We start from the raw sequence: 20,247 nt of genomic DNA on the forward strand, positions 1-20,247 counted from the left end.
TCGGTTGCGACGGTGTGATGCGGACAGTCGGCAAGGGGTCCGATACCGTGGAGCCATGCCTCGCGTCGCGCCTCACCCTGAGGCCTCGACCGCAGCAGTGAGCCGGCGAATGAGTCAGGCACGCCGCCAGGACACCAAGCCTGAGCTGGACGTTCGCCGCCTTCTGCACTCGCGAGGCATGCGGTACCGCGTCGGGTACCCCGTCCCTGGCCTAGCACGACGCAGCATCGACATCGCCTTTACCCGCGTCAAGGTCGCTGTCTTCCTTGACGGCTGCTTCTGGCATGGCTGCCCGGACCACGGAACGTCTCCGCGGGCGAACGCGGACTGGTGGACCACGAAGCTCGCCCGCAACGCGGAGCGGGACTCCGAGACGACAGACGTCCTCACGGAAAGCGGCTGGACGGTCCTGCGGTTCTGGGAACATGAGGACCCCTCGGACGTCGCAGACCGGATCGAGACCTCGGTGCGAGGCATCCCCGCCCGCAATCGCTGAGGACAAGCTCAGCGCTGGAAGGGCCCGACCGCCTCCCCCTCGACGAACTCGGTGCGCTCGTAGCGACTTGGCCCGACGTGGTGATCGACGAACCTGCGGTTCACGAAGTATCTGATCGTCCTTTCACCTGTCGGGCGTACAGCGATGTACGCGGACTTCAGAGGGATCCAGAACTCGGCGTCGCCGTCCGGCACAACGGCGTGGACGAGCCTTCGGTTCTCGGACGGCACCTGCAGCACGTCCATGGCGTCGTCGAGGGTCTCGAAGTACGCGCGACCGGTCGCCCCACCCATCAGACGACAGCCCGTCCGGTGCGGACCTGGTCCAGGAGACCTTCGAGGAGCCCGGGCACTTTGCTTCCACCGAGGACGAGCTGTCGGTCAAGCATGCGGTTCGCGGTCTCGCACGACGTCTCGCTGACGAGAGAGCATCCGTGACACGCGGACAAGTTGAGGCTCGAAGCCCCTTGCCGATCGCTCTCGATGCAGACGGGGTCGTTCGAGCACACGTCGGCGTCGTCCAACGCGCCGACAAGGAGCGGGACGAGCTGCTCCGGTCGACCGAGTCGTACCAGACCACCGAGCGTCCCTTGTGCGTCACCAGCAGCGGTGTAGATCAGGATCCCGGCCGTGCGGTCCGGTCGGTCGGAGTGCGCGTAGATGCGTTCCCGCAGCGAGGCGGAGGAGTAACCGCTGGCGAATGCCAGTCGGCGAACGAGCAGGTGCGCGATCGTGTGCAGTGCGATGAACCTCGGCTCGGGGACGTCAAGCCGCTGCGCCCAAGGGGTCCTGGTACGACGCTCGACAAGAATCTCGGCGCGGGCCCTCACCTCGGGCCTGGACTCCCACTCGGCGAGATACCCCTCGTGGAATTGGATGAAGATCCCCTCGCCGTACATCTCTGTCGCGGGGTATGTCGGCCGGCGTCTCCTGTCGCTCGAGAGGTCGGCGTCGATCAACGCAGCATCTGCGGAGTAGCGGCGGAATCCCTTGAGAGCCCGAACCTCGCGCACACGGCGAACCTGCCCCACGGAGCCCAGCCTGCTGGCCAAGGCCTCAGGCACCCGGGGACGTTCCGCGACGTTCCACGCGTCCACGACGAAGTCTCCCTCGCTGTGGTCCCGCCCAGACCTGGACAACTTCTTCAGAAAGGCGGCCCACTCGCCGTCCTTGAGATCCAGCATCACCTGGCTGTTGCTGCTCTCCTCCCCGGACGCGACCCTGAGGACGTCCCCGACCGGGACACCGATTTCATCGGCGATCCAGCCGGCGACCATCTCTGCCTGCGGTCCTCCGTTGTCGGAGACCACCTTCTCGAAGTAGACGTGCGCCCGGATCGCGTCAGCCGTCTCCAAGGAGTGAGGGCGTTCCTCCGGGATGTCGAGTGCGGAGATCTGCTCGGCGATGTAGTTGCCGGTGGCGCCACGCTGGACCGCGACCAACGTGTACTCGCACGCGTTGGGTGGCGGAGAGTCCTGCCATGGTTGCCTGCCGTCACAACGAATCCCGTCGTGCGCCAGCGACTCCTTGCTGACCAGGTCCGACAACGGACGTTCCCGCCCGCACGCCCCGCACTCCACACGAAGCGACTTCAGGCCTTCGCCGAACTTGCCCGCCCGGATGAACCTGAGCTCCTTGTAGGCCCGGCAGAAGCGCACGGCCTCAGTGACCTCGCCGTCCCGGCCCCGATGCGCCCACTTGAACCATGGGATGTCCTGCAGGTGGCTTCCCTTCTCGCAGACGGCCACGTAGCGCATAGGGACCAGCGCACCGCCGCACGCGCATCGGTTCGTCCACTTGCCCTTGTCACGTCGTGTGGAGCGTGAGAGCTTCTGACAACGCTCGCAGAATCGCCACTCGGGAAAGCGCCAGTAGAGAAGCCCGGCCGTGTCCTTCGCCGCCCGCCCCGAATGGGTTGGCGCCTCCCGAAGAACGCTGGAACCGAGCCGCTGGACCAACCGTTGACAGTGGATCTCCGGAGCAAACCGCTTGTCCCACCACGACGTGTCGGGAGCGATCAGCGACTCTCCGCGAATGTCGACGACCGACCCGACCCCGAACGGTGAGACCGTCTCGGAGAGTCTCAGGTCATGCGTGATCCGGTCCACCGGACACCTCCTCGAACGGCTCTCGTACCTGAACGGCGACGTTGGGTTCAACCGAGCGCATCGAGTCACCGACGAGCCACCCCATACCCGGCTGTCCGAAGCGTTTCAGCAGTGCGGCGTCCTCCGAGGTCGAGCGGTCGTAGCGCAGCGTCTCTCCGGCCTCCCTCGCCAGGCGTGCCCGATGGTCCCACTCCCTCAGGAGCTCCCAGACACGGTCGCGAGTGTCAGGCGCCTCGATCTTGTCTGAGCGTTTCACGAGCTCGACGAACCGGTCGACGATCTTGCCGACGGCATCGTGTTGGGCGGAGCTGTCAAGATCGAGGCCAACGGCGGCCTCGTTTTCCGCGAGGGTCGGCATCAGATGACGTACGACCGCGACGAGCGCACCCGCCAGTGACCGCTCTCGGGACGCGAGCGACCACGGGGTCACGCTAGTCGGTTCGACGCTGCGGTACAGGGCCTCGTGATAACCCCGGAACGTCTCGAAGTGGGACCTGTCCCGTGCCCGGTTGGAGCGGAACAGAGTGACGACGATCCCCCGCACACGTCCGCGGCCTACCCGCGAGGTGGCCTGGATGTACTCCGCCGTCGTCTTGGGCTGGCCGACCATCAGCATCAGTGCCAAGCGGGGGATGTCGATGCCGACGGAGAGCATGTTGGACGAGAGCACGACGTCGACCGCCTGATCGGAGTCATCGGCGCTTCGGCGAAGCTCACGCAAGTCGTTCGGGAGCTCTTCGGGACCGCGGCGGCTCGTCAGCTCGAGAACTCTGCCTGCTCGAACAGGGCGGAGGTCATGGCCTAGCCGCTCCGCGCGTGGGTCCAAGCGGGCGTTGACGTCGTCCACGACGAGCGTCCCGGTACGGCCGAGCTCCCGGAGGCTGTTGTGGTACATCACGGCGGTCCAGTAGGCGTCTCGACGTGTGCCCGCCTCCGGGTCCGAACCCAGCACCGCTGGTATCTCAATCAGCGGTGACGCTGCCGAGACCGTCGCCGACATCTGCGAGAGCGCCTGCGGCATCAGCCCCAGATACAGCCGACCTTCACCTGTCGTGACGGGCCGCGAGAAGAAAGTTCGGTCGTCGTCGAGGCCGGAGGGCGGATACAGAGCGACTACGCGGCCGTATAGTCCCTGCACCTGCTCGTTCGACGCCCGAATCGTCGCGGTCGACGCGACGATCTTGGGAGTCGACCCATCGGCCTCCAACAGCATCTGCAGGACGGCGTCGAAGACCGCAACAGTCGTCCCCAGCGGCCCGGACAACAGGTGAAGCTCGTCCTGTATGACCAGCGAGGGCTGCCTGAACGGTGTGTCGAGGCCCAGCAGACGACCGGCCTCGGGGCGGAACTGAAGACGGGCGAACTTGTCAACGGTCGCAAGCAGAATAGTCGGTGGGTTCTCGTACAGAACCTCGTCCACGACCTCCACGGGAAGCGCCTCGCTGAAATAGCACGAAGCGCTCGTGCAGTGGATGACCACGTCACGCCCGACGAGTCGGGCACCGTAGTCCGCGTGCTTGGTCGAGCGGGCCTCGGGCAGGAGCGGGGTTCCGCACCACGGGCAGCTCTCGACCTGGAACTGGTTCGCCTCCTCAGGTCGTGCGGCCTTGTGAAGGCGGTCGAGTGCAGCCTTCGCGTCACGCCGGTTCCCGGGCGTCACTTCGTTGCCGACCCAGAGACCGATGGAGAAGGGAGGCATTCCCTTGGTCCGCACGTCCCCAAGAGGACCGGAGCGCCGAAGCAGCTCCATCGCGCATACGAGCGACGCTGCGCGCTGGAACTGCTGTGCAGTGAGCAGCCGCAGCGTGTATCGGGTCAGGACAGCAGTGCCTGCGCCAGCAGGACCGTGGACCAGGCGCCGCCGGAAGATCTCGACAGCCGCAAGCCCGAGATATGCCTCGGTCTTGCCGCCGCCGGTCGGAAACCAGATCAGGTCGACGAGCTCGCGGTCGTCGTGCCCCGGCTCGACGGTCGATACGAGCGAGACGAGCAGGAAGCCGAGCTGGAACGGTCTCCATGAAGGCTCCGAGGGTCCGTCGCCCCGGTTGACCGACGCCTGCGATATCTGCAGACGCATCGCGGTCATCCCCAGCGAGAAGGCGGTGCGCAGGGTTCCCGAGCCGTCGGCGCGCAACAGGTCGACGCCTTGCCGCATTCGGGTGAGCGCAGTTTCCGACCGCCCGACGATCCGGGACGCTACCTCCGCGTCGGTGTCGAAAGAGTCGACCCTTGACCGTTCACCGGCGACCCAGGCGGCAAACGCATCGACGAATGCGTCCAGGGAACGCAGAACTATTTCAGGGTCGGCGTCGACCCGGGCGAGGTGCTCCAGTCGGAGTGCCTCCCCCTCTGGTGTACCGGGACCGAACGCCGTCGTCTCGACATCCGGCACGACGAAGGACGGGACCGGCTCCAACCACACAGCGATGCAGGTGCCCGCATCGAGGGCCCAGTTGGCCGCCATCCCGTGACCGACGGCGTAGACACGGCGATTCCGGTAGCGCAGTCGCAGTTCTGCCGACTCGTCGTCCAGGTCAAGACCCCGAGTCGTGTCGTACTCATGGATCGCGCCGCCCTCGGCGGGCACGACGCTCAACGCGACCTGGTAGAGCATGCTCGCCGCGTCCAGGCGGGCGTCACCCGTCGCGTCCGTCAGGAGCCGGACATGGACAGTGACCAGCCATCGTTCGCCGAGGGGGCGCCAGCGCGAGCCGATCTCGACCGGGAGCTCGCCGGCGCTGAGCTGCCGGAACCTCTCGTTCTCGGACAGGACGACGTCGTCGAGCCTGAACGCCTGCCGTTGCCAGGACGGGGGTCCGTCGTCGTCCACGGGAGCGTAGGTCGCTCCCCGCAGCGTAGCGACGACGGACGGCAGGTCCGTGACGAAGGAGACAGCGACCGACGAGGGCCTCCAGTCCTCCGCGATCGGCGGACCGGCACCGTCCTCCTCGACGTCACCGGTCGAGGCGATGTCTGCCTCGACGTCGACGTCCTCAGGTACGGCCGCCGCACCACCCTCGTCGCCGGCAACCGGTGCGACGTCCCGAGGGAACAGCATGCCCACGGCGTACTGCCTGCTGGGCAGGTTGTTGGAGACCACCTCGTCGTCGCCGGAGTCCGGCCCCACATAGGCGGACCGAAAGTGTCCGAGTGCGAGCTCCTGTGCGCGTGTCAGTGTCATCGGCTCTCCACCCCGTGTCGGACGAGCTGCTGAAGAGCGCGTCGCTCGGTCTGGGACGCCACCACGTGCAGCGAGACTCGAGCACGCGTGACGGCGACGTAGAACGCCGAGACGGTGGCTTCGTCGAATACCTCGGGGAGTGCACAGACGATTACGTGCTCGGCCTCGAGTCCCTTCGCCCACCGTGGGCTCGTCACGGTGAACCCGGCTTCGGTCGTGCAGGGTTCACCTGTCTCGCCGACCGCGATGATCCAGATGTCCTGCCTGCGCGTCCCGAGGTCGACGAGCTCCTGGGCGACAGCTTCCGCCTGAGGCACTCCGGCGGCCCCTTCAGGAGTGTGCCAGGAGACCTTCTCGCCGTGAACGATCCCTGGGTCCCCCACGTCTGCGCCCAGGTACTCCTGGACCACGTGCACAATGGCGCGGGTGTTGCGGACGTTGAGGCCGAGGTCCACCGAGATCGCCTCGTCAGCGATCAGTTCGGCGACGTCCGTGTCATAGGCGCCGTCGACATGCGCCTGGTTGTTGGGGTCGAGGAACATCCGCCACCGGCCGGCGCCACGACCACCGACGATCATGGAGTCGATCGTGTCCATTGCGCCGGCGGTCATCATGTCCTGGGCTTCGTCGACGAGGACGACGTCGTACTTCGTGCCGTCAAGCGCGTCGAACGGTACGACGTCGATCCCCTGACCTTCGAGATGCGGGGCAAAGAACGTCGCCAGTGCCGGCGAACGGAACGTGACGAGCACCGACCGCCCCTGGTCGGCCTCCTGCTTTGCCGCCTCGACGAGGACCAAGGACTTCCCGGTGCCGGCGCCACCGAAGACCAAGACGCGCGGGTTCCGTGCGAGCGCCGCCAGGACCCGAGCCTGACCGGCGGTCGCGCGGTTCTGCTCCTCGATCACCGCGCCGCGTTGGGCGTCGAGGACCGGCATTCGTGTGAACTCCCCGAACAGCCTGGCGCGGAGCTCGTCGGTGCGAGCGATCTTCCGACCGTGCGGAGGCGTACGCCTGCCGCTCGCGACGGCATCAAGTGCTGCCGTCGTCCCCACGACGGTCATGTCGTCGCGTGCGAGCCAATGGTCGGGCAACCATCCGACAGCGTGGGGCGGTGCGTCGATGTCCGGGGTCACGACCACGGACTCGTGCGCGAACCACCCGGCACCCTCCTCGGTCAGGATCTCCCGCAGGGCATACATGGCCGAGCGTGCCTGCTCCATCGGTGACGAGGCCAGCCGATGCCAGTCACCCTTGCGGTCGACGCTGTACCAGGTGCCGTCGTGCTTGCGCACTCCGCCGCCCTTGACCTCGACGACGACCACGACCCCACGCCAGAGAATCACGAAGTCGGCCTCAGCCTGCTGCTTGTACGCGTGTGACCGCAGGTTGACCGAGTGGAACGCGACCGCGTTCGGGTCGTCGTCGACATCATGAAGCAGCCGCGCGAACATGCGCTCTGCAGGACTCGCGGAGTGCTTCTCGATATCCGCGAGAGCAGGCACGAGGATCATCCTTGGTGCTCCTCCCAGAGCTCTTCGTAGTCCCGGTAGCCCAGGAAGTCGTTCATCGCTCCCCAGTTGTCCGCGACGTCGACGATGAGACACTCCTCCTTGCCGCCGTTCTCCTTGCCACGGAGCCCGCGGCCTGCCATCTGGATGTATGCACTGGGGCTGAACGTCGGTCGGGCGATGTACAGAGCACGCACACCCGGGGCGTCAAATCCCTGGACGAGCAGATCACAGTTCGCCAGGACCTGGATCTCACCGTCCTGGAACCGCTTGAGGATGTCGCGGCGCTCCTGACGCCCCGTCTGTCCAGAGACAGATGCGGCCCTCACCTTCCGGTATCGGAGGGATGCCGCAAGCACCTGGGCCGAAAGCACGCTCGGGGTAAAGACGAGAATCGGCCAGTCGGGGTCCTGCTCGAGGATGTGCTCCACGAGGACCTTCATGCGCTGCTCGTTTCGACCGATCCGTTCGTAGAGGTTCCGGTCGATCAGGCGCTTCTCCTCCAAGGCGCTCCGCTCGGCACCGCTCAGCTGGATGTCGACGCCCGACGGCAGGACTTCATGCCTCACGTTCGCCAACACGCCGAGCTTGACGAGCTGTCGGTAGGCGTCTGTCTCGAAGGCGGTCAGCCTGTTGCCACCAAAGCGGGCTGCCAGGGCCTTGGTGCCGGCTGTGTCGCCTGCGCTGCCCTTGAACGGAGTCGCCGACAGACCGACCAGCGGACGCTCCCAGCGACGGCCGTCGACGCCGAGCCACTGAAGGAGTGTGGTGTAGCGCGTGGACCCGCCCGCACGGTGCGCCTCGTCGATGAAGACCGCTGCCGGCCTGCTGAGCCACTCATACTCCGGCCGGCCCATGACGGCTTCGACCTTGGCGTCCGTCGCGACGACGACGGAGAACTCGGTGTCGGGCTCGTGGACGGTATTTCGGTCCCAGAGACGGCCGATCGTCAGCGGGCGGTCGTCCCCGAGATACCTCCAGACGGACTGGAAGGTCTGGACTGCCTGCTCGCACAGTTCGGCCGACTGCGCGACCCACAAGATCGTCCCGCTCAGCACCTCGTCGACGAAGAGCTTCAGCACCGTCTCGGTGGCGACGCGCGTCTTGCCTGAGCCAGTCGGCAGCTCGACCATCCCCTTCTGGGCCGGTCCGCCCTCCGAGGGCTGCGTCAGAACAGTTCGAAGGTCCTCACTGATCTTCTTCTGAAAGGGGTGCAGCCGCTTCAGTCGTTCGGCGCCGGGAACAACGAACTCCTCGGGCTGTGGCTGGTTCCGCTGACCCGCGAACTCCGGTCCGAAGCCCATCTTTCGTACCCAGGAAATCGCCGCAGGAGCTCCTGCCCAGGTAGAAGGGACGTCCGTGAATCCCATGTCTCGGAAGTTGTCGGCAAGCATCCTCACGGAGTCCGATCCGTACACGGTGAGAAAGAGCTCGGCGACCGACGTCGCGCCGTCGACCAGGCCCTGAGCTGCAAGGGCAGTCCACAGGCCCGTCGGCAACGCATCGCGAAGGTCGTCCTCCCCGATGTACAGCTCGAGCCGCTCGGCCTCGTCGTCGATGGACTGGGCCTGCTGGCGCGTCAGCTCGAGCTGATGGTTGAGCCCCACCTGAAGGACCCCGCTCATCTGAGCGTTGTCGAGTCCCAGGTCGAAGGCATCGCTGATGTAGGCGAGCATCTGACGTTCGTCGGCGTCGCTCCGGACAAGGAGTTCCGCCCCGTCCAGGTGCCAGTCAAGCGGCTGGTCCTCGACACCGTCCTTCGTCGTGACGCGCTTTGCGATCAGCAGCGTTCTGGCAAGTCGCACTCCTCGGAGACGTGACCCGAACGCTTGGCGCAGTCCCGTGTAGACGTCCAGGACACGTTGACTCTCCTGCTGGCCCTCGATGATCATCGAGAACGAGAAGGCATCCTCGAAGCGCTGGCAGCCGACCACCTCGACCATGTCTTTCACCTGTTCGGCACTCACGCGCAGGTAGGGCCGCTCACGGCCACGAAGGAACTGCTCCTGGTCGTCGCTTGTCGCAAGGAAGACCGTGCCCGGGGCGTGCGGTTCGATCGCCCGCTTGACGCGTGCCGGAATGGTGGATGGCTTCGCACCACCGAGACCGAGACGGCTTGCGGTGAGGACGAACTCGACGAGCACTTCATCTGCTACCCGCGGTGGGAACAGGTCGCTCTCGAGCACCTCCTTCAGCACGGGCGGCGCAACCTCTTCCAGCTCATCCGGCAGCGACAGCACGTCGAGCGCCTGCCGGGGTCCCCGGTAGAGAGGAACCAGCCCGTCGAAACGCAGTAGGGACGGTGCGGCGACGTCGGCCAGCGGTCGGTATCCGCGCGTCGTCCTGAACACACCGGCACGTTCGATCGCCCACCGCGCCGGAGGCGTCACGTCATAGGTCCGGCCGGTGTCGAGATCCTCGCAGATCCAAGGGATCTCTCCCAGGGACAGCAGCGCCGCTGTCCATTCGGCACGAACAGGGTCAGGAGCCCCGGCATCTCGTAGCAGAAAGAGCATCGAGAAAGGACCTGGGCCATCCCCGGGCGTGAACTCGACGTTCTCGACCGCACGCTCGCCGGGACCGCGTCGACCGTTGAGGTCGGCGATCATGGCCTCGCGATACAGGTGCTGGTGGGGCTCGTCCTCGAGCGGGAAGTCCTTGACCGCGTGCTGGACGACACCGAGGCGGTGGGCGACCTCGGGGACGCAGCGGTCACGAGCCAACAGACGCGGCGCAACCACGTCGTCGAGGGACAAGTCGATGTCGAGCACCTGTCGCGGCCAGGCCCACCCACCGTCACGCGTCGGCACCTTCACAGGGGATGTTGATGCGTTGACAGCCTTCGTCGCGACAACCGGGTGGACGTCGAGGACTGCTTCCCAGAGCCTCGTCAGGTCCGCGTGATCGGCGTCGACCGGCAGCTGCGCGAGACGCGCGTTGAGGATCGCCTCCGGATCGAGGTCTCGAAAGCCACGCTCGCGAAGGAGATCCTCGATCGTCTTGGCACCGAGACGCTCCTGCAGGAAGTCGCTCTCGACGAAGACCGCGTTCTCGATCTCGATATCGTCGACCCTGTGGAGGAACACAAGATTGCGGTCCTCGAGGGCTCGCATCCCGTCCGAGGTCGGAATGACCTTTGCCTTGGCGATGTCGTCGACCTTGGGGTTGTTGAGGACGGTCCTCAACGCGTTCGCCGCGGACTGTGGATCGCTCCCGTCAGCCCACTCACGGAGCCACGAGAGGTGCCCGCGCTTGGCCAGCCCGGCCAACGCGGCCTGTCGGTCCCTCCTCCTGGGGTCGACGAGCGACATGCTGTCGGCGATGAAGAGGTCCTGGAGTCGAGCAGGTCGGGTGCGGTTGGAGTAGCAGCGCCAGTGAGGCACGTCGTCGCCAGTGTTCGGCGAGAGTGCCCAGGCGCGGTGCACCTCGGACTCGAACTGGACCGCGAAGTCGAGGGGGCGCAGGGACGAGCCGTTGCGAAGGATGCCGTTGGCGTCCGGGATGAGCTCACCCGCCGACGCGATCTGCGGAACGTGCGTCGTCAGCAGGTCGTCGCCGAAACCATGGCTCTCGCGGCCACGCGCTGGCAGATAGTCAAGGTGCGCCGCGGGATCCTCGACGCTCGTCACCAGCGGCATCAAGTCGACGAACATCGACGCCACCGTCTGCAGGATCTCCCTGTTGTAGTCGTTCCGAAGCAGCGTGGTCCGATCGTCGTTCACGCTCCAGGGCGCGTTGAAGAGAGCAGAGGCCGACGTCGTGTCCTGCAACGGGAAGTAGGACCAGAACTGACCGATCTTGAGCCGATTCTGGTCCACGGGGACGGCCACAGTGACCTTGACCTCGGACCGGGACACAGCTTCGCCGACCTGCCTCCGCGCCTCGTTCGACGGCGCATGCATACGGCTCGAGACGATCCACTCATCACCTTCGATGTCGTTCTCCGGCCGCTCGATCCGGAACAGCCCGCTCCCCAGATCCCGTGAGACGTGACTCGTCTCATACGGCTCCGAGCCAAGCACTCGGAGACGCACCTCCCGGACGGCACCGACGAAGAGCAGGAACTCCGACCGAAAGTTCTCGATCTCGGCGCGGAGACGATCAAGGTTGGTCGCATCCGGGAGCTTGACGATCGTCGATGCCCAGACACCAAGCTCCGCGAGGATGGGGTCGTCGTCGAATGCAGCCCCCGCATCGACGCCTGTCGCAGTGCGGAGCACGGGGTACCGCTTGGAGGCCGCGACATCCGCCAGTTCCCGCGTCGCATGCTCCGAACCGAACTCGAAGGAGATCGTCCGGCTGAAGACCTGGGGCGTCCGGCTCACCGCAAGAACCGACTTGAACCCGAGTCCGAATCGCCCGATCTCGTCGCCGCGCTTGCCGCTCAGATGTGCCATCGTGACGGCGGTCAGACCCGAGGCAGAGAACGGACGACCGGCATTCGCACAGTAGAGCGCACGCCTCACCGGATCCAGGATGATCTCTACCCGGCCCGCGTTCGGGTCCTCGGCGCCAGCTGTCCCGGCGAGAGCGTCGGCCGCGTTCTGTACCAGTTCCAGGAGCGTCCGGTTGGCATACCCACCGGTGCGGATCGACTCCTCGTGATTGGCATGCTCGGAGATCAGGTCCGGATGGGCTCTGTAGGACTGGATCGTCCGGTCGAACTGATTGTCGACCTCGCGAACAAGAGCCGCATCGGGCTGCCATGCCTGTCGATCAAACGCCACCGCTGTGTGCTCCTCAATTCTTCGGGCGACGGGCAGGAGCACAGACGGCACCACGGCGAACGTCCCGCACCGCGGACTACCTGGCGACGTCAGCCAACCCGTGCTGACTACATCAGGAACGTTAACAGGGGAAACCGTGACAAAACGTCGGTTGCGCGGGTGAATTCCCTGACCACGCGCTGGTTCTGCAGTTCAGTCTGATGGCCGTGGCCGTGGCCGTGGCCGTGTGCGGGTATAGCGGAGGAGCTCGCCGGTCGCACAACCGAGGTCGTGGCCTCGACAGTCGGCTTTCGGGTGGCACGCCCTTTATTGACGCTTCATCCCGCTCCTACTGCCCGAAGCAGGGCTTCCGCAGTAGCACTACCCCGACCCACTAGCAGATCTCACTAGCCTGCGAGACCCCGACCTCGTACACCAAACGCACGGCAGGCTTCCTCTCTCCCAGACAGACGCACCCGAGCCACGTGCAGAGGAAATCGCCTTCCCAAGCCAGCTGACCTCGCCCCGCATCGCACTGGCGCTGACGGCGACCGATCCACTGATCCCATGCCGGCACTAGACCCCGCCATGAATTCCGCCAGGCTGAACGAGCCGCTCGAGAAGCCGCTGGGTCTCCGGATCGACCGAGTGCACGATGGTTCCGGCCATGCCTCGCGTCAGGAGCACCTTGTAGACATTGCGCACAAGCGCGTCGAAGTCCTCGTCACTCACCTGCTTGCGGGACCGGAAGGCCGGGTCCTTGTTCTCGTCTCGGAGTGCCACCCAGCGGTCGGTCCGCCATACCAGGTCCGGGCCGAGGATCACCCCGTTCCAGTCGTACTCGAACCCCTGGGCTGTGTAGATGCAGCCCACCTGGCCAAAGCCGCCCTCTTCCGTGGCCCAGAGGAATGACGGTGGCGCGTCGCCGACACGCCGTTCGTCCTTGACGTTCCACGGGCGAGCCCAGTCGCCGACCACCACGTCGGGCACGAGGGTGCTGTCGGGCAAAGGGTCGCTCCAGCGCCACGCGTATCCGGCTGTCATGCGGGCACCGAGCCCGCGCTCGAGGTGTCGCTCGAGGCCCACCTCGAGCTCTCGCGGCGAGGCAGCTGTCCGCAACTCGAACCGGTCGTCCCCTTGCCAAGCAACGGGTCCTCCGTCCACCAGGCCGAGGAGCCGGAGGACCCAGTCGATGTAGAGCTCGCTGCCGCCCGCACGGAACTGGTCCTCGAGGGTCACGTGCTCCACGCGAATGCCCTGCTTCTCGGCAGCAGTAGTGATCGACTCCACGGTGCCGCTCTCGCCGGGCCGGACCACCTGATGCTCGTCGAGCAAGAAGACCGGCACCCTCGCGGCATCCAGCAGTTCTTCGATCTGCGGGCGCGCACGGTCACGCATCGCCTTGGGGGTGAAGCGGTTCACCGACTTGTCCCGGATCCGGTGCGCCTCATCCAGGACGAGGACATCCAGTTCGTTCTGCTCGGCCGCCATGAAGCTGTTGAAGTACATGAACAGGCGCTGGGTCGCGGTCGACCCCTTGCCGGCGACCCGCCGCAGGGTCTTCGTGAAGCTCTGGGATCCCGTGGCGTGCAGGACGGACCGCCCCTCCCTCGCGAGCTCCCCGAGCAGCGACAGCGCAACGACGCTCTTGCCGGTGCCGGGGCCTCCGGACACGACGACGGCCGTCTTCGTGTTCTGTCGGGCCGCGCGGGCAACCGCACTACGCACGAGCTCGAAAGCGACCTTCTGGTCGTCGAGCAGCGTGAACTGCTCGCGCCGCCTCACCTCGTCCGCTGCCACGGCGAGGAGCTGCTTCGAGGGGCGGACGGCCGACTTCAGGAGCCGGTCCGCGGCAACAGCACCACTGCTGGGAGCAAGTCGGGACTGGAGGAACTCGATCCACTGTCCACGAGAGCTGGATGTGAAGACCGGCGACGCGGCCGCCACCGGCGCGTCGACGAGGTCCGCGACCTCGGTCCGATGCGCGTTGTGCAGGTAGGCCACGCCCGTGATGCGGTTCGGCTCGTCGTGGAGCGCTGCGGTGAAGTCACGGATGAAGTCCACATATCCCGCGACCTGCACACTCGGGTGCAGGTGCTCGCGCCGAGGTGAGCCCTCGACGTGGACGAGACCCTCGGCCTCGTCGTGAATCCGGGCTCGCGACCACTGTTTGAGCTCCACGACGACATAGGACTCGGTCCGCAGCGTGGGGTGCCAGCCCGCGAGGACCACGTCTGCGCGCCGCGAGGTGTAGGGCAATCGGTACTCGAGGAGGACTTCGACCTCCTCCAGGCCCGCGTCGACCAGGTCCCGTGCGATCACCGGCAACGATCGCGTCCAGGATCGCCGTTCACTCACCCCGGGAAGCCCCAGGCCTTGGGAGACAAGCCATTCCTCGAGATGCTTCTCCACCAACGAGACATCGGACCTCGCCATATCAGCGAGGGCACGAGCGGAGTAACGGACGGGTCCGGACACGAAGGCTCCTGGGCAGCACGAGGTTTCGTGCGGCGGGGAGCATGTCCGTGTCGGAAGCTCGTCGGTACCGCTTAACGTCCGAGATGCTACGGCCTACCTGGGACAACGTGCTGCAGGCGCGGAGGCGCTGCGCGACTTCCGCCGTCCGAGCGTGTTCCGTTCCGGCGAGTCTTCGCCACAATGGCCCGCATGCCGCCCAGCCCTGCGCCACGCACCCCGGCAGCCCGACGGCCGGTACCCGCCGCCGCGGTCGCCGTCATGGCCGCTCTCGCCCTCGCGGCCTGCTCCTCCGGCACGACACCCGCACCGGACGACGCCGCACCCGCGGCATCCCCACCGACCACGTCGGCGGCCTCCCCCACACCGAGCACCCCGTCGCCCGAGCCGTCAGCGGAACCGTCCTCGACGCCGTCGGGCACCCCCACGCCCACCGAACCCGAGCGCCCGACGTTCGACCCCCGTACCGAGCGCGCTCTGCAGACGATCGCCGCGATGGAGACGACCTTCGGCGCGGGCGCCTTCAAGGTCGAGGGCAACGGGGACGGCGCGGAGTGGAAGCTGGAGCTCGCCCAGGGCGACGATCGGCTGAAGGTGAAGGCGGAGGCGGACACCACCGGCGTCGCTCCGACGGACACGAAGCGCGACGATCTCGACGACGACGACCGCGCGGCCCTCGGCAGCGCACGGGTCAGCCTCAGCCAGGCGATCGTGCGCGTCGTCGAGTCGTCCGGCGGCGTGCTGGACGAGGCCGAGCTCGAGGAGGACGACGGCACCGCTCTGTGGAAGGTGTCCGTGCGCCTCGGCGACGACGACGTGGACTACCGCGTCGACGTCACCACCGGCGCCGTCTGGCGTGACGACTGACGGCCGTCATTGCCAGGGGCCACCACCGCCCCGGCGTCACTTCACCGAGACCTCGACACCGCCGGAGAAGGCCGAGTCGTGGAGCTCCAACGTCGCGGGCTTGGCGTCCTTCGGCATGTCGAAGACGACGATGCCGTCCACGGTGTTGCCGGGGTTGATCTCGTTGAGGAAGCTGTTCGAGTCGTCGAGGTAGATCGCCGCCTCGGAGTCCGCCGAGTGGGTGCGGCCCTCGGTGTCGACGAGCTTCTGCGAGCTGCCGTCGAAGTACTGCGCCTCGTCGCCGATGTTCTCCACCGACATGTGGACGAGCACGAACTTCCCCTGCGCCTCGGTGTTCAGGTACTCGTTGCCGATCTTCTCGACGCCGCGCTCGAGCTCGGTCACCGTGAACTCGAACTTGCCGTCCCGGACCGGGTCCCCGACCCCCGCCGGCTTCACGTCCGCGTCGGCCTGCTCCTCGGCACCCGCCTCGTCGCCCGCGGCGTCGTCGACACCGTCCGTCGTCTCCTGGTCCTCCGCGGGAGCGTCCTCCTGGGTGCCGCTGTCCTCGGAGGAAACCTCGGCCGTCGTGCCGGCAACCGCCGGATCCTCCTCGCCACCGCCGCTGACGGCACTGCCGACGATCGCGAGGCCGACCAGCACGCCGAGGCCCGTCAGGACCTTGTGACGGGCGAACCAGCTCTTCCGGGGCGCCTCCGCCCCGGGCTGCGCGGGGGACTGCTGCGGAGGGACAGGCTGCTGCGCGGGCTGCGGGGACCACTCGGGGTGCTGCTGCTGGTCGGACATGATCGCTCCTTGGTCGGGCGGTGATCGAACGAGATCGATCCTCGGTCCGGACGGTCCCCGCACGGATCCCCCGGGCGGTCGGACCCGGCGACCCGATCGGGGGACCCTCGGGCCTCCCGGCCGACCCGATCGGGTGACGCCCGGCGTCGGTGGCGGGCCGTACGCTGCCGGGCATGTACCCGCCGTCGTCGAGTCCCGCCGAACCACCCCACGGGCCGGCCTCCGGGTCCTTCGGCGAACACGGCTCCAGGGACCCCGGCACCGCGTACGCCGCCGCGCCTCCCGGCCCGTACCCCGTGCCGCCCTCCCCGACCTCGTACCCCGGCGTGGCGCCGCACCCGTACCAGCAGCACGGTCCGTACGCCGTCGCCCCGTACCCGACGACGGTCGCCGCCCCCTGGCAGCCCGGACGCCGTCGTCGGCCCTGGAGCACCTGGGGTTCGATCGGCGCCGTCACCGTCACCTGGTTCTGCGCCGTGACCGGTGCGGCCATGGACTCACCCGCCGTGGCCACGACCACGCAGAGCGCCCTGTTCCTCCTGTGGATCGTCGTCGCGTCCGGCGTGGCGGCGGCCGTGTGGTGGAGAGCCACGTATCCGGTCGCGGTCTGCCTCGCCACCGCCGCGGTCGGGATCGTGAGCCCGCTCGGCGCGGTGGCCCCGCTGCTCGCGCTGCCGTGGGTGGTGGCACGCACCGACCTGCGGCGCAGCCTGATCTGCACCGGGGCGACGGCGCTCGCGCTGGTCTCGGCGTTCTGGCGTGACGGCTCGCGCGAGGGCGAGAACGTCATCTTCTCCACGGCCCCGGACCCCGGCGGCGCCGTCGCGTACATGACCCCGCTCGGCTACGTGATCCTGGGAGTGCTCGCCCTCGGGCTCGCCGTCGGCGTCGGGATGCTGCGCCGCGTCGCCACCCGGGCCGACGCCGACGCGGACGCCGCCCGTTCGGCGGCGACCGCCGAGTCCCGGCGCGCCGACACCCTGGAGCAGCAGTCGGAGTCGTTGCGCACCGAGCTCTCCCGCCAGGAGGAGCGCGACCTCATCGCCCGCGAGATGCACGACACGGTCGCCCACCAGCTCTCGCTCATGTCGCTGCAGGCCTCCGCCCTCGAGGTGTCCTCGGGCGACGCCCAGACAGGGGACGCCGCCCGGTCGATGCGGAGCTCGGCCCACCGGGCGCTGGAGGAGATGCGCACGCTCATCACCTCGCTGCGCGAGGGCGCCGAGGACTACGCCGGACGCGACTGGACGCTGAACGACCTGGCGGACCTGCTCGACGGGGCGGGCTCGCGCGGGGTGGACCTGGTCGCCACGGTGTTCGTGAGCGACGGCGACGCCGCACCGCCGACCCTGACCCGCAGCGTCTACCGCGTGGTGCAGGAGTCGCTGACCAACGCGGCGAAGCACGCGCCCGGCACACGGGTCGCGGTCAACGTCCGGGCCCGGCCGGGCGACGGCGTCGACGTCACCGTGCGCAACCCGGCGACGGCCGGGGACACCCAGGTGCCGGGCGGCGGATCCGGGCTGCGCGGGATGCGCGAGCGGTGCGAGGCGCTCGGGGGCACCTTCGACGCCGGCCGCCAGGACGACGGGTCGTTCCTCGTACGGGCGCACCTGCCCTGGTCGCCCGCCACTGCCCACTGACCGCGAGCGCTGCCGACCCACGACCGCTGTCGCAGGTGAGCAGTAACGTCGCCCTCGTGACACGGGTGATGGTCGTCGACGACGACACGATGGTGCGGCAGTTCCTCCGGCAGATCCTGACCGCGCGGGGACTGGACGTCGTCGCCGAGGCCGCGGACGGTGACGAGGTCGTCACCGGCGTCCAGGCCCACCACCCCGACGTGGTGCTGATGGACCTGCGCATGGCCCGGACGGACGGCGTCCGCGCCACCGCCGCCGTCGCGGCCCTGCCCGATCCGCCCGGCGTCGTCGCGATGACGTCGTTCGACACCGAGTCGGCCATCCTGGACGCCGTGCACGCCGGTGCCGCGGGGTTCCTCGCCAAGGACTCCGGCCCCGACGAGCTGGTCGCTGCCGTCGAGGCCGTCGCCGCCGGGGAGGGTGCCCTCTCCCCGCGCGCGGCACGGGTCGTGATGGACCAGGTGGCGGCGACCCCGACGGCGCGCGGCCGGGAGGAGGCCCGCGCGGCCCTCGCCCGGCTCACCGACCGCGAGCGGGAGATCGCCCACGGCGTCGCGGAGGGACTGACCAACGCCGAGATCGCCGGCCGCCTCTATCTCGGCGCCGCGACGGTCAAGACCCACCTCGGCAACGCGTGCCAGAAGCTGGGGGTCAACCGCGTGCGGCTGGCGCTGCTCGTGGACCGCGCTGCCTGACCGTGCGCCACCATGGACCCGTGGACGACGCGACCCGCTGCCCCTGCCTGTCCGGCCTGCCCTACGGCGAGTGCTGCGGCCCGCTGCACCGCGGCGAACGCCCCGCACCGACCGCCGAGGCCCTGATGCGCTCGCGCTACAGCGCGTTCGCCGTCGAGGACACCGCCTACCTGGGCGCGACCTGGCACCCGAGCACCCGCCCGGCAGAGCTCGACCTCGTCCCGGGGCGCCGCTGGCGCCGCCTCGACATCCTCGCCACCGACGCGGGCGGGCCGTTCGACGACGCCGGCACGGTCGAGTTCGTCGCCATGTTCCGGGACGACGACGGCACCCGCGGCCGGCTGCACGAGCTCAGCCGGTTCGTGCGCGAGGACGGGGCGTGGCGGTACGTGGACGGCGACGTCCGGCCCTGACGCGTCCCGTCCGTCGTCCGCCCACGGCGAACCCGGAAATTGAGTCGGGGTGACTCAAGTTGTACCTCTCGGAACCACCCACGAGAGGAGCCCCCTGATGACTGTCACCCTGACCCGCACCCCGCTGACCGACGCCCTGTTCGGCGACCTGCGGACCACCCGCCCGGCCACCACGCCGGACGCCAAGCCTGCCGCGGACGTCTACCGCGACGGCGAGGACCTCGTCGCCCGCCTCGACCTGCCCGGGATCGACCCGGCCGAGGACGTCACCGTCGAGATCGAGGGCCGCAAGCTCGTCGTCCACGGCGAGCGCAAGGACCAGCGCGGCGAGGAGTCCGAGGGCCGTCGCGTCTCGGAGGTGCGCTTCGGCGCCTTCCGCCGCGTCGTCACGCTGCCGAAGGCCGTCGAGGCCGACGCTGTCACCGCGTCCTACGACGCCGGTGTGCTGACGGTGACCGTCGCCGGCGTCTTCGCCGGCACGACGCCGCGACGCATCGAGGTCACCACCGCGGCCTGACCGCCCGCCCCGCACCGGGGCGACGCAACCTGACGGCGCCCGACCACCCGGTCGGGCGCCGTCGTCATGTCCGCGGCGAGCGCGCCGCGGCCTGCACCGATGAGTTCGTGGCCACCCCGAGGTCGGACCGCACAGGCATCCCCACGCCTGTGGCCGACCCGACCGAAGGAGCAGGGCATGAGCGACCGCAACACCCTCTGGACGGCCGTGCACGAGGAACGGCGCCGGCTCGCCGACGACCTCGCGCAGATCTCCGCGGACCAGTGGGACGTGCCGTCGCTGTGCCCCGGCTGGACGGTGCACGACGTGCTGGCGCACCTCGTCGACTCGGCGTCGACGACCCGCTGGGGGTTCGTGCGTCAGATGTTCGCCGCCCGCGGCGACTTCGACCGCGCCAACGAGGCCGGGATCGAGCGGCACCGGGCTGCCGACCCGCGGCAGACCCTGGAGGCCTTCCGCGCCGTCACCGACCTGACCAGCACGCCGCCCGGCCCCCTGGCCACCCGACTGGTCGAGGCGTACGTGCACGGCGAGGACGTCCGACGCCCCCTGGGGATCGAGGCCGCCTATCCCCCGGAGCACGTGGCGACGGCTCTGGAGTACATGACCCGCACCGGCGCGACGTTCGGCGGCGGCCGGGAACGCGTCGCCGGGCTGTGCCTGCGCCCTGTGGATACCGACCACCACCTCGGCGAGGGCGCCGCCGTCCGCGGCAGCGCCATCTCGCTGCTCCTGGCGGCTTCGGGACGGCCTGTGGACGCCGCCGAGCTGTCCGGAGCGGGCGCCCCCACGTTGACCGCACGGCTCGGGTAGGCGACGCCGCCCCTCGTCGAGCCTCCGGATGTCCCCG

At 68.5% G+C, this 20,247-nt stretch carries 14 protein-coding genes; 7 read left to right on the plus strand and 7 right to left on the minus strand.

Annotated features, from left to right (window positions below; genetic code table 11):
* Positions 1-55: 55 nt before the first annotated feature.
* A complete protein-coding gene (locus tag Q6349_RS03465) occupies positions 56-496 on the plus strand; it encodes a very short patch repair endonuclease (protein WP_304602870.1) in 441 nt (146 codons plus the stop codon).
* An 8-nt stretch (positions 497-504) separates the two neighbouring features.
* Here the strand turns inward: Q6349_RS03465 and Q6349_RS03470 are convergent, their stop codons facing one another.
* The 6 genes from Q6349_RS03470 to Q6349_RS03495 form a co-directional block, all read right to left on the minus strand.
* Complete coding sequence (locus tag Q6349_RS03470) at positions 505-741, minus strand: hypothetical protein (RefSeq protein WP_304602871.1); 237 nt, start codon at positions 739-741, stop codon at positions 505-507.
* 47 nt (positions 742-788) lie between these two features.
* The gene (gene drmB / locus Q6349_RS03475) at positions 789-2,603 is read right to left on the minus strand and encodes a DUF1998 domain-containing protein (RefSeq protein WP_304602872.1); all 1,815 of its coding nucleotides are present in this window, start codon (positions 2,601-2,603) and stop codon (positions 789-791) included.
* Positions 2,584-5,784 carry a helicase-related protein gene (locus Q6349_RS03480; RefSeq protein WP_304602873.1) on the minus strand — a complete coding sequence of 1,067 codons (3,201 nt, stop codon included), beginning with the start codon at positions 5,782-5,784 and terminating at the stop codon, positions 2,584-2,586. The genes drmB and Q6349_RS03480 overlap by 20 nt, the downstream gene beginning before the upstream one ends.
* Positions 5,781-7,298 (minus strand): NERD domain-containing protein, encoded by a 1,518-nt coding sequence (locus Q6349_RS03485; protein ID WP_304602874.1) that lies wholly within the window; start codon positions 7,296-7,298, stop codon positions 5,781-5,783. Before Q6349_RS03485 ends, Q6349_RS03480 begins: the two co-directional genes overlap by 4 nt.
* On the minus strand, positions 7,295-12,073 hold the full coding sequence (locus Q6349_RS03490; RefSeq protein WP_304602875.1) for a sacsin N-terminal ATP-binding-like domain-containing protein: 4,779 nt from the start codon (positions 12,071-12,073) through the stop codon (positions 7,295-7,297). Before Q6349_RS03490 ends, Q6349_RS03485 begins: the two co-directional genes overlap by 4 nt.
* 504 nt (positions 12,074-12,577) lie before the next feature.
* Positions 12,578-14,323, minus strand: coding sequence for a DUF2075 domain-containing protein (locus tag Q6349_RS03495; protein ID WP_304602876.1), 1,746 nt, complete (start codon positions 14,321-14,323; stop codon positions 12,578-12,580).
* A 345-nt stretch (positions 14,324-14,668) separates the two neighbouring features.
* Between Q6349_RS03495 and Q6349_RS03500 the strand changes: the two genes are divergently transcribed.
* Positions 14,669-15,343 (plus strand): PepSY domain-containing protein, encoded by a 675-nt coding sequence (locus Q6349_RS03500; RefSeq protein ID WP_304602877.1) that lies wholly within the window; start codon positions 14,669-14,671, stop codon positions 15,341-15,343.
* Positions 15,344-15,379: 36 nt separating this feature from the next.
* On the opposite strand, the gene Q6349_RS03505 is transcribed toward Q6349_RS03500, so the two are convergent.
* Positions 15,380-16,129: a DUF4352 domain-containing protein gene (locus tag Q6349_RS03505; RefSeq protein WP_304602878.1), complete on the minus strand. Its 750-nt coding sequence runs from the start codon at positions 16,127-16,129 to the stop codon at positions 15,380-15,382.
* Positions 16,130-16,425: 296 nt separating this feature from the next.
* Between Q6349_RS03505 and Q6349_RS03510 the strand changes: the two genes are divergently transcribed.
* The 5 genes from Q6349_RS03510 to Q6349_RS03530 all read left to right on the plus strand — a co-directional run bounded on the left by Q6349_RS03510 (position 16,426) and on the right by Q6349_RS03530 (position 20,210).
* A complete protein-coding gene (locus Q6349_RS03510; RefSeq protein WP_304602879.1) occupies positions 16,426-17,772 on the plus strand; it encodes a sensor histidine kinase in 1,347 nt (448 codons plus the stop codon).
* Between the two features lie 35 nt (positions 17,773-17,807).
* Positions 17,808-18,467 carry a response regulator transcription factor gene (locus tag Q6349_RS03515; RefSeq protein WP_304602880.1) on the plus strand — a complete coding sequence of 220 codons (660 nt, stop codon included), beginning with the start codon at positions 17,808-17,810 and terminating at the stop codon, positions 18,465-18,467.
* Between the two features lie 20 nt (positions 18,468-18,487).
* Positions 18,488-18,880, plus strand: coding sequence for a YchJ family protein (locus Q6349_RS03520; protein ID WP_304602881.1), 393 nt, complete (start codon positions 18,488-18,490; stop codon positions 18,878-18,880).
* A gap of 97 nt (positions 18,881-18,977) precedes the next feature.
* Positions 18,978-19,397: an Hsp20/alpha crystallin family protein gene (locus Q6349_RS03525; RefSeq protein ID WP_171246106.1), complete on the plus strand. Its 420-nt coding sequence runs from the start codon at positions 18,978-18,980 to the stop codon at positions 19,395-19,397.
* A gap of 177 nt (positions 19,398-19,574) precedes the next feature.
* The gene (locus Q6349_RS03530) at positions 19,575-20,210 is read left to right on the plus strand and encodes a maleylpyruvate isomerase family mycothiol-dependent enzyme (RefSeq protein WP_304602882.1); all 636 of its coding nucleotides are present in this window, start codon (positions 19,575-19,577) and stop codon (positions 20,208-20,210) included.
* Positions 20,211-20,247: the final 37 nt, after the last annotated feature.

Origin of the sequence: Isoptericola sp. 178 (assembly GCF_030586525.1) — a bacterium.
Lineage (GTDB): Bacteria > Actinomycetota > Actinomycetes > Actinomycetales > Cellulomonadaceae > Isoptericola > Isoptericola sediminis.